Genomic DNA, 7,807 nt, shown 5'->3' on the forward strand with positions numbered 1-7,807 from the left:
CGGCGACGACGACGCCGTCGCGTTCGCCGCCGCACGTGTCGTTCGTCGCCCGGCTTCCGTCGGATGATCGTACTCGCTGTCGATACCGCCCGGCCCTCGCGGTCCCGTCGGCGAGTGCCGGCTCACGCTCCGCAGAGTCTCTTCGCGACATACCCACATTCGCAGACAGAACACCATAAATCAGACGATATCTTTGACGGGTCGTCAAAATATAATCGTTATACACGGATACTGTCCTCAAATCCGGTCGTCGCCGACCGGGAGAGCGGTCCGTCGACGCTCGGAGGCGACGGCCGCCCGTTCGGGCCGACGACGCGCGAACGGGCAGACTAAGACGCGGGGCGACGAACCGGCCGAGAGATGAAAGACGGAGAACTGGACTCGGTCGACAGATCCATCCTCTACTACCTCCAGCAGGACGCTCGACGAACGTCGTCCAGCGACATCGCCGCGGAACTCGACCTGTCCTCGAGTACGGTTCGGACTCGGCTCAACAAACTCGAAGAGAGCGGTATCATCCGGGGCTACCACGTCGACATCGACTACGACCTGGCCGGCTACCCGCTGTACACCAAGATAATCTGTACGGCGCCGGTGACGCGGCGCGGTACCCTCTCGAAGCAGGCGCGGGGCGTCGACGGCGTCACGGCCGTCCGAGAGATCATGACCGGGAAGCGAAACGTGTACGTGAACGCCATCGGCGAGAGCCACGACGACCTCAACCGAATCGCGGAGGAACTCGACGAACTCGGACTCGACATCGTGGACGAACAGATCATCAGAGACGAGTACGTCTGCCCGTACAGCGGTCTGCTCGAACGGGACGACGAGTCGGACGCCGCCGAGACGAGCGACTGAGGCGACGACCGCCCGAACCTCGCCGCCGTCGTCGTCCAGCGGTCGGACGCTGCTACCGGGCGGTCGACTCCGATTCCGACTGCGGTTCGCGGAACGCCGACAGCGCGTTCGCGTCCTCGCCGGCCCTGGAGAGGACGGTCACGATGTCGTCCGGTTGGACGACCGTGTCGCCGTGCGGCGTGAGTTCGCGGTCGCCGCGTTCGATGGCGATGACGAGCGTCTCTCCGTCCAGAATTCCCCGGTCCGCCGCGGCTTCGAGTGTGAGGTTGGCGATGGGTGCCTCGGACTGGACGGTGACTTCGACGACGCTCGCGGTCCCGGTGAGGCTGATGAAGTCGTTCGCCTCGGGTACCCGTTCGCCGTCGTCGGGGTCGAACGGGCCGTACGGGGCGAACAGTTCCTCTTCGACGAGGTCTTCGTCCTCGATGTGGATGCCGATGTCCGTGAGTCGCCGCGCGATGCGTCGGAGGTCGCTCGTGCTCTCGCCGACCGCGAGGACGTGGACGTTGCGACGGCCGGTCATCAGCGTGCGGACGTTGGTCACTCCCGGAATCGTCCGCGCCTCGTGCGCGATGGCCTCGCGTTCGGTGACGGGGACGTCGCAGAGGTAGAGGTTGGTGAGCTTCCCGCCGGCCAACTCGAAGTCGACCTGAGCGGTGTAGCCGCGGATTATCCCGGCGTCTTCGAGGTTGTGGATGCGGTTTCGGACGGTCGCGCCCGAGACGCCGGCCTCCGCCGCCAGCGTGCTGGCGGACGTGTTGCGCGCGTCGTCCATGAGCGCGTGGATGATTCGTCGGTCGATCTCGTCGAGTCGGTAGTCGGTGTTGTCGTGGGGCATGTCGGGTGGGACGGATTTTTCGATTTCCGAATCGAATACCGGCTATACTCACATAACGGTTTCTTGGCCGCCCCAAGTTTTCGATACGGAAGCGCCCCGTCACGCGACGGCCCGAGTCACTCAGAGGCGTCGGCCGGCGGATGCGGCCGACGGGATGGGCGTTCGGGCCGGGACGAGACGGCGTCGCCGCGTCTCGCCGTCCCCGTCGTCACAGAGCGCGCCCGGTCGACGCACACCGTTCGAGTTCCCGTGTAGTATCGATATAGAAAATTGAGGGCCACGAATTTTTTATATCGAAATCTGAGGCGGAGTGTTTATGCCATCTCACAACTTCGGGGCGCGTATGAACACGTGGACCACCGACGACGGCGTACCCGTCGGCGACGAGCCGAGACCCACCACACGACGAGACGCTCGGGGGCGGACACCCCCACGAGAGCCGGCAGCAACCGGGAACCGGACGGTTCAGTACCCGCTCTCGTCGCCGACTCCCGGAGGTGGCTGACAGGATGTCGCTTCTCGAACGCGTCGTCGTCCCCGTCGCAGACGAACGCGACGCCGTCGCGACCGTGACCGCGTTGTCGCGGCATCTGGACGACGTTCAGTCCGTCGTCGCGGTTCACGTCATCGAGAAGGGCGGCGGAGTGGCCGACAAAGCGCCCATGGCGAAGCGGAAGGCGGACGCGGCCGAGATACTCGCCGCCGTCGAATCACGACTCGGGGACGCGGTGACCGTCGAGACGCGCGTGGCGTTCGGGACGAACGTCGCCGACACCATCGTCGAGACTGCGCTCGACGCCGACGCGACGGCCATCGCCTTCTGCCCCCGCGGCGGGAACCGCCTCGTCCGGTTCCTCTCGGGCGACACCGCCGCCCGACTCGTGTCGGCCCCTGCACTCCCCGTCGTCTCGCTCACTGCGGGTCGTGACACCCGTTCGCCGCCGGACGCTCGAACGCGAGAGAGCGACACGGAGGTCAGCGAATGAGCGACGAGGAACTGGCGAAGGACCTCGGCCTCCTGTCGGCGCTGACCATCGGTATCGGGACGATGATCGGCGCGGGTATCTTCGTGTTGCCCGGCGTGGCAGCCAGCGCCGCCGGTCCCATCGTGGTCGTCTCGTTCGTCGTCGGCGGTCTCATCGCCTTGGTGAACGCGCTCTCGGTCTCCGAACTCGGGACGGCGATGCCGAAGGCGGGCGGGGGGTACTACTACGTCAACCGCGCCCTGGGTCCGCTGTTCGGCTCCATCGCGGGCCTCGGCGACTGGATGGGACTGGCGTTCGCGAGCGCGTTCTACAGCATCGGCTTCGGGCAGTACCTCGCCACGCTCGTCCCGATGCCGGACGTGCTGTTCCTCACGGACGTACAGGTCGGTGCGCTCGTCGCCGGCGCCGTCTTCGTCGGCGTCAACTACATCGGTGCCAAGGAGACCGGCGGCGTGCAGACGGTCATCGTCACCGTCCTGCTGGCGATTCTCGCCCTGTTCGCCGTCCAGGGTTGGCTGTCGTTCGACCTCGCGACGGTCCTCGGCGACGGCGGCGTCGCACCGCTCGGCTACGGCGCCATCCTCCCGGGGACGGCGCTGGTGTTCGTCTCGTTCCTCGGCTACGCGAAGATCGCGACCGTCGCCGAGGAACTGAAGAACCCCGGCCGGAACCTCCCGCTGGCGATCATCGGCAGCGTCGCCATCGTCACCGTCCTCTACGCGATTCTGGTGAGCATCATGCTCGGCGTCGTGCCGTGGACGGAACTCAGCCAGAGCGCGCCGCTCACGCAGGCGACGCAGGTCGCGTTCCCCGTCGGTCTCGCGGGAGTGGCGGTCACCATCGTGACGCTGGGCGCGTTGCTGGCGACCGCCTCCAGCGCGAACGCGTCCATCCTTGCGTCGGCTCGAATCAACTTCGCGATGGGCCGCGACCGCATCGTCACGAACTGGCTCAACGAGATCCACCCGAAGTACGCGACCCCGTACCGCTCTATCGTCGTCACGGGGGCGGTCATCGTCGTCTTCATCGCCGCGCTCGGGCGGGACATCGAGGTCCTCGCGAAGGCGGCGAGCGTCCTCCACCTCGTCGTCTACGCGCTCATGAACGCCGCGCTCATCGTCTTCAGGGAGACGGACCCGGAGTACGACCCGGCGTTCACCGTCCCGCTCTATCCGGCCACGCCGCTGGTCGGCATCGTGCTGTCGCTCGGACTGCTGGGGTTCGTCGGCGGACAGGAACTCCTCCTGTCGGGCCTCTTCGTCGTCGGTGCCGTCGTCTGGTACTTCGCCTACGCGCGCACGAACACGACCAGACAGGGACTGCTCGGCCAGTACGTCCTCGACCGGGACGGCGACCTGCCGTCCTCGGTCGTCGGTGCGGCGGCCACCGTCGCGCCGAACGGCTCGGGTCGCGAGGCGGACGCCCCGACGACCATGGTCGCACTCTCGAACCCCCGAACCGAGCGGTCGCTCGTCACCCTTGGCGCGGCACTCGCGAAACACGAGGGCGGGCGCGTCCTCGCGACGCACGTGATTCAGGTGCCGGACCAGACCTCGCTGGAGGCCGCCGCCGCCCAGCGCGACCGTATCTCGAAGACGTCCAAGCGGCTCGTGGCCGACGCGCGACGCGACGCGGAGCGGCTGGACGTGTCGGTCGAGACGCGGACGGTCCTCTCGCACGAGGGCCTCGGCGAAGTGTTCGACCTCGCTCGCGAACACGGCGTCGAGCGGTTGGTCATGGGTCACAGCGGGACGCGACTCGCCGGCGGGCGCGTCGAGGGTCCGCTCGACGAACTGACGCACGACCTCCCGTGTGACGTGCTCGTCCTCGACGAGCGCGGGTTCGACCCGAGCGAGATTCTCCTGCCGACCGCCGGCGGGCACTCCTCGGACCTCTCCGCGGACGTCGCGCGGGCGCTGCAGGAGACGAACGACGCGCGCGTCTCGGTGCTGCACGTGGCCGACGACCCGACGGCCGGCCGGGAGTTCCTCGAGCAGTGGGTCGACGACCACGGCCTCGAAGGGGCGGAACTGCTGGTCGAGACGGGCGACGTCGAGGACGCCATCGGGGACGCCGCGGCCGGCAAGTCGCTCGTCATCGTCGGGGCCACGGAGCGCGGCCTCGTGTCCCGCATAGTCGGCGGGTCGCTGACGCTGTCCGTCCTCGACGACCTCGACACGACCGTGTTGCTGGCCGAACGGCCGCACCCCCGGTCGATTCGACAGCGGCTCTTCCGCTGACACCGGGAGGGGCCGACGAATCTCCCGGAGCGCCGCACACGTCGTCGACAGTTCGTGAATCGCGGTCTCGATCACCACGCCGGGGCGCTGTCGAGCCCGTTCTTCTCCTCTCACAGTTTCGTATCGCAGCGGGTTTCAGAAGAGCCGAGTTACTCCCACGTTGGCTGCTCGACGTGCTGGTTCCAAAACGAGTCCTCGAGATACGCATCGTCGATGCCGGTTGCTCCCGACAGCCGAGCGACCTGCCCGACGGTCGCCCAGAGGAGTCGCCGTCCCGACAGGGGGACCGCCGCCATCGTCGTCTCGCCGGAGAGATCCGCCGCGACCGCGAGTGATTCCACCAGTCCCGGGCCGGGATAGTCGCCGTCCTCGTCGCGGCCGCGTTCGTGAGCTACCCCCCAGGCCGTGTAGAGCCCCTTCGCCGTTCGAAGAGAGGGAAGTTCGGCCTCGAACGCGACGACGTCGTCGGTATCGTTGCGGAACGTGTGCTCTCGCCCCGGTTCGACGGTCAGTGATTCTCCAGGACCGAGCCGAATCGAATCTCCCTCACGAACCACGGTGACCTCCCCCTCGATCGTCCTGAACGTCTCCGTCTTCGGGTGGTGGTGGACCGGAGGTTCGGGCGAGTCCGGGGACACCCACTGGACGAGGACTGGCCGATCGGTCTCCCCCGAGTCCGGACGCTCCAGCAGTGTCGCCCACGTCTTACTGGCCGGGTCGGACACGAGTGGGTGAGGCGACTGTCTCAGGAGGGCGGCCGCAGCACCGTCTGGATCCAGTTCGAGTGTCGGCCCGCCGACGGGGGTTCCGTCGACGAGCGGGCGACCAGTCGAGAGGGTTCCCTCCCCTCTCTCGTCGGTGCTCTGTCTTCGACTGTCGGACCGCGCCTCGGGTTCCATCGCTATTTCGCGTTACGACCGCTCGTGGAATGGAGGTTCTGTGAGGTATGCATGTGGGGTTTATCCGCGCCTCGGTCGATGGACGGGCCGTGAAACACCTCCGACTCACCGTCGACGTCGACGAGGACCACGCACCGGCGTTTTTCGAGCTGTTGGCCGATTCGCCTGACGTCTCGGAGGCTCGTTTGATCGATTGGAGCATGGCGGCGGACGAACGGTCGACGCTGTTGTACACCATCGAGGGCGACCCGACGACCTTCGCAGCGCGGGCGACCGAGACCGCCGGAATCGATTCGGTGGAACTGTCCGAGACGGTTCAGCGTCTGACCTACGTGTTGGTCGTGATGCGACCGCGAGAGACCCCCCTGTTCGCCGCCGTTCATCGAGCGAGCGAACAGACGGGCGTCGTCGTCCGCAAACCCATCGTCTACCGCGACGGGGCCATGTCTGCTCGCGTGGTCGGCGACGCTGCGGCACTCCAACGCGCGCTCGAAGCAGCACCCGATGGTGTCGAAGTACGGATCGACGAAATCGGCCGTCTCCAGAATCACGCCGACGATCCGGTGGCCTGGCTGAGCGACAGACAGCGCGAGGCAGTCGTCGTCGCACTCGAACTCGGCTACTACGAGCAGCCCCGCGGAGCGACTCACGAAGACGTCGCCGCCGAACTCGACTGTGCACCGTCGACGGCCAGCGACCATCTACAGAAGGCGGAAGCGAACATCGTCCGTGCCGTGATGGACGAGTTCGGCATCGACCCGTAAGCGCGTCTGCGACGGTGGAGTAGACCCGACCGACCATCCCCGTTCCGTCACGGAACGGAAGGGGGCGGTGGCCCGCTCCCGGAATCCTGTCGAACGCTCGTCTGTGAGGGGGGCACTCTCGAAGCCAAAAGTGGCGAATCAAGACGGTTCAGAGAACGTACCGTGCGGTCGTGTTCCCTGGGTACGGCGGAAGAATCGAAGTGGACTCGCCGGGAGCCTCGCGAGCGAGTGGGACTACGGCGAGTCGGTCGACTGGAGTGAACGAAGTGAACGGAAGGAGATGGACTCGCTGGGATTTGAACCCAGAGCCAGACGTGCTCGCTCGTTCCTCGCTGCGCGCGACTGGCAGGGTTTCAAATCCCGCTCGAACAGGCACGATTACACTCGGCACACGCGACTCGCTTCGCTCGTCGGTGATGCCGAGAGAAAGTAGTGGACTCGCCGGGATTTGAACCCGGGGCCTCTCCCATGCCAAGGGAGTGATCTACCACTGATCTACGAGCCCGCGAACGCATCCAATCGTTCCGCGGTGTCGGTATTAAGGCCTTCGACTCGGTTTTCTCACGGCCAGTGTCGCAACCCTTTTCACTCGGTCGGGGGTGGATACACACGGGAACAGCACGGCCGCAAATCTGACTCGCCGCCTCGGGCGGCTTGGGATTGCGGAAGTGCGCGACCACCGTGGTCGCCAGTCACGCCTTTCTGCGGTCTGTGCCGTTCCAATCTCTACCAATGGCACGAATGCACACCCGCCGCCGCGGCCAGTCCGGTTCGGACCGGCCCGTGGCAGACGAACCCCCGGAGTGGAGCGACGTCGACGCCGAGGACATCGAGTCCCGCGTCGTCGAACTCGCGGAGCAGGGCCACGAGCCCAGTCAGATCGGTCTGAAGCTCCGTGACGAGGGCGTCAAGGGGACGCCCGTCCCGGACGCAAACTGGCGACCGGGAAGAAAGTCACCACCATCCTCGAGGAGAACGACGCCGCGCCCGAACTGCCGGAGGACCTCCGGAACCTGATGGAGCGCGCCGTCCGACTCCGCGAGCACATGGAGGAGAACCCGCAGGACAAGCAGAACAAGCGGGCGCTCCAGAACACCGAGTCGAAGATTCGCCGTCTGGTGAACTACTACCGCGGCGACATCTTCGAGAAGGAGTCGTTCGCCACTTCGCCACGGTCATGCCCGACGGGACGCCGCACGTCACGCCGGTGTGGGTGGACCAC

The 7,807-nt window shown here is 66.6% G+C and carries 6 protein-coding genes, 1 tRNA gene and 2 pseudogenes; 6 read left to right on the forward strand and 3 right to left on the reverse strand.

From position 1 onward, the window contains the following. Window positions 1-360 precede the first annotated feature (360 nt). Window positions 361-858 (forward strand): Lrp/AsnC family transcriptional regulator, encoded by a 498-nt coding sequence (locus tag GJ632_RS16885; protein ID WP_089806066.1) that lies wholly within the window; start codon window positions 361-363, stop codon window positions 856-858. A 52-nt stretch (window positions 859-910) separates the two neighbouring features. On the opposite strand, the gene GJ632_RS16890 is transcribed toward GJ632_RS16885, so the two are convergent. Beyond that, the gene (locus GJ632_RS16890) at window positions 911-1,696 is read right to left on the reverse strand and encodes an Lrp/AsnC family transcriptional regulator (protein ID WP_191453562.1); all 786 of its coding nucleotides are present in this window, start codon (window positions 1,694-1,696) and stop codon (window positions 911-913) included. Between the two features lie 497 nt (window positions 1,697-2,193). On the opposite strand from GJ632_RS16890, the gene GJ632_RS16895 reads away from it, so the two are divergent. Both GJ632_RS16895 and GJ632_RS16900 read left to right on the forward strand, forming a co-directional pair. Beyond that, window positions 2,194-2,682 (forward strand): universal stress protein, encoded by a 489-nt coding sequence (locus GJ632_RS16895; protein WP_343161228.1) that lies wholly within the window; start codon window positions 2,194-2,196, stop codon window positions 2,680-2,682. After that, entirely contained in the window at window positions 2,679-4,922 is a 2,244-nt protein-coding gene (locus GJ632_RS16900; protein ID WP_191453563.1) for an amino acid permease, read from the forward strand. The genes GJ632_RS16895 and GJ632_RS16900 overlap by 4 nt, the downstream gene beginning before the upstream one ends. A 149-nt stretch (window positions 4,923-5,071) precedes the next feature. On the opposite strand, the gene GJ632_RS16905 is transcribed toward GJ632_RS16900, so the two are convergent. Further along, on the reverse strand, window positions 5,072-5,821 hold the full coding sequence (locus GJ632_RS16905; protein WP_191453564.1) for a cupin domain-containing protein: 750 nt from the start codon (window positions 5,819-5,821) through the stop codon (window positions 5,072-5,074). 89 nt (window positions 5,822-5,910) lie between these two features. Between GJ632_RS16905 and GJ632_RS25520 the strand changes: the two genes are divergently transcribed. Next, complete coding sequence (locus tag GJ632_RS25520; RefSeq protein WP_197428054.1) at window positions 5,911-6,585, forward strand: helix-turn-helix domain-containing protein; 675 nt, start codon at window positions 5,911-5,913, stop codon at window positions 6,583-6,585. A gap of 433 nt (window positions 6,586-7,018) precedes the next feature. On the opposite strand, the gene GJ632_RS16915 is transcribed toward GJ632_RS25520, so the two are convergent. Further along, window positions 7,019-7,090, reverse strand: a tRNA-Ala gene (locus GJ632_RS16915). Window positions 7,091-7,317: 227 nt separating this feature from the next. On the opposite strand from GJ632_RS16915, the pseudogene GJ632_RS24075 reads away from it, so the two are divergent. Next, window positions 7,318-7,739: pseudogene (locus GJ632_RS24075) on the forward strand (30S ribosomal protein S15); the annotation flags it as partial. Further along, window positions 7,725-7,807: pseudogene (locus GJ632_RS25525) on the forward strand (pyridoxamine 5'-phosphate oxidase family protein); the annotation flags it as partial. The pseudogenes GJ632_RS24075 and GJ632_RS25525, both read left to right, overlap by 15 nt.

Source organism: Halogeometricum sp. CBA1124 (assembly GCF_009741955.1).
GTDB classification, from domain to species: domain Archaea; phylum Halobacteriota; class Halobacteria; order Halobacteriales; family Haloferacaceae; genus Halogeometricum; species Halogeometricum rufum.

What these genes read in the sequence shown, in the direction of transcription:
- GJ632_RS16885 (WP_089806066.1), top strand. Translation starts at nt 361, where the DNA reads ATGAAAGACGGAGAACTGGACTCGGTCGACAGATCCATCCTCTACTAC.
- GJ632_RS16890 (WP_191453562.1), bottom strand. Translation starts at nt 1,696, where the DNA reads ATGCCCCACGACAACACCGACTACCGACTCGACGAGATCGACCGACGA.
- GJ632_RS16900 (WP_191453563.1), top strand. Translation starts at nt 2,679, where the DNA reads ATGAGCGACGAGGAACTGGCGAAGGACCTCGGCCTCCTGTCGGCGCTG.
- GJ632_RS16905 (WP_191453564.1), bottom strand. Translation starts at nt 5,821, where the DNA reads ATGGAACCCGAGGCGCGGTCCGACAGTCGAAGACAGAGCACCGACGAG.